Genomic DNA, 259 nt, shown 5'->3' with positions numbered 1-259 from the left:
CCTGTACGTCGACGTGGTCGGGCTACGGCGCGCTCACGGCCACGCTGCGCGCGAACGGCGGCACGCTGCCGCACAGCGGCACGCGTCCGACGGGCATTGCGACGTTCGGCGTGCTGCCGAACCTCACGCCCGTGCTTGGCACCGTGAACTACGCGCATCAGGACCAGCACCGCTTCGGCATGCAGGGCTTCAACGGCAACATCGCCGCGCTGCACGCACTCGGCATTACGTGGACGATCGACGACCGTCAGCAGTCGAC

At 68.7% G+C, this 259-nt stretch carries 1 pseudogene; it reads left to right on the top strand.

Annotated elements, in window-relative coordinates:
• Positions 1 to 259, top strand: a pseudogene (locus tag AB4Y32_RS40570) (hypothetical protein); the annotation flags it as partial.

The organism is Paraburkholderia phymatum (genome assembly GCF_040965635.1).
GTDB lineage: Bacteria > Pseudomonadota > Gammaproteobacteria > Burkholderiales > Burkholderiaceae > Paraburkholderia > Paraburkholderia phymatum_B.
This window is presented reverse-complemented; position numbering and strand designations above follow the sequence as displayed.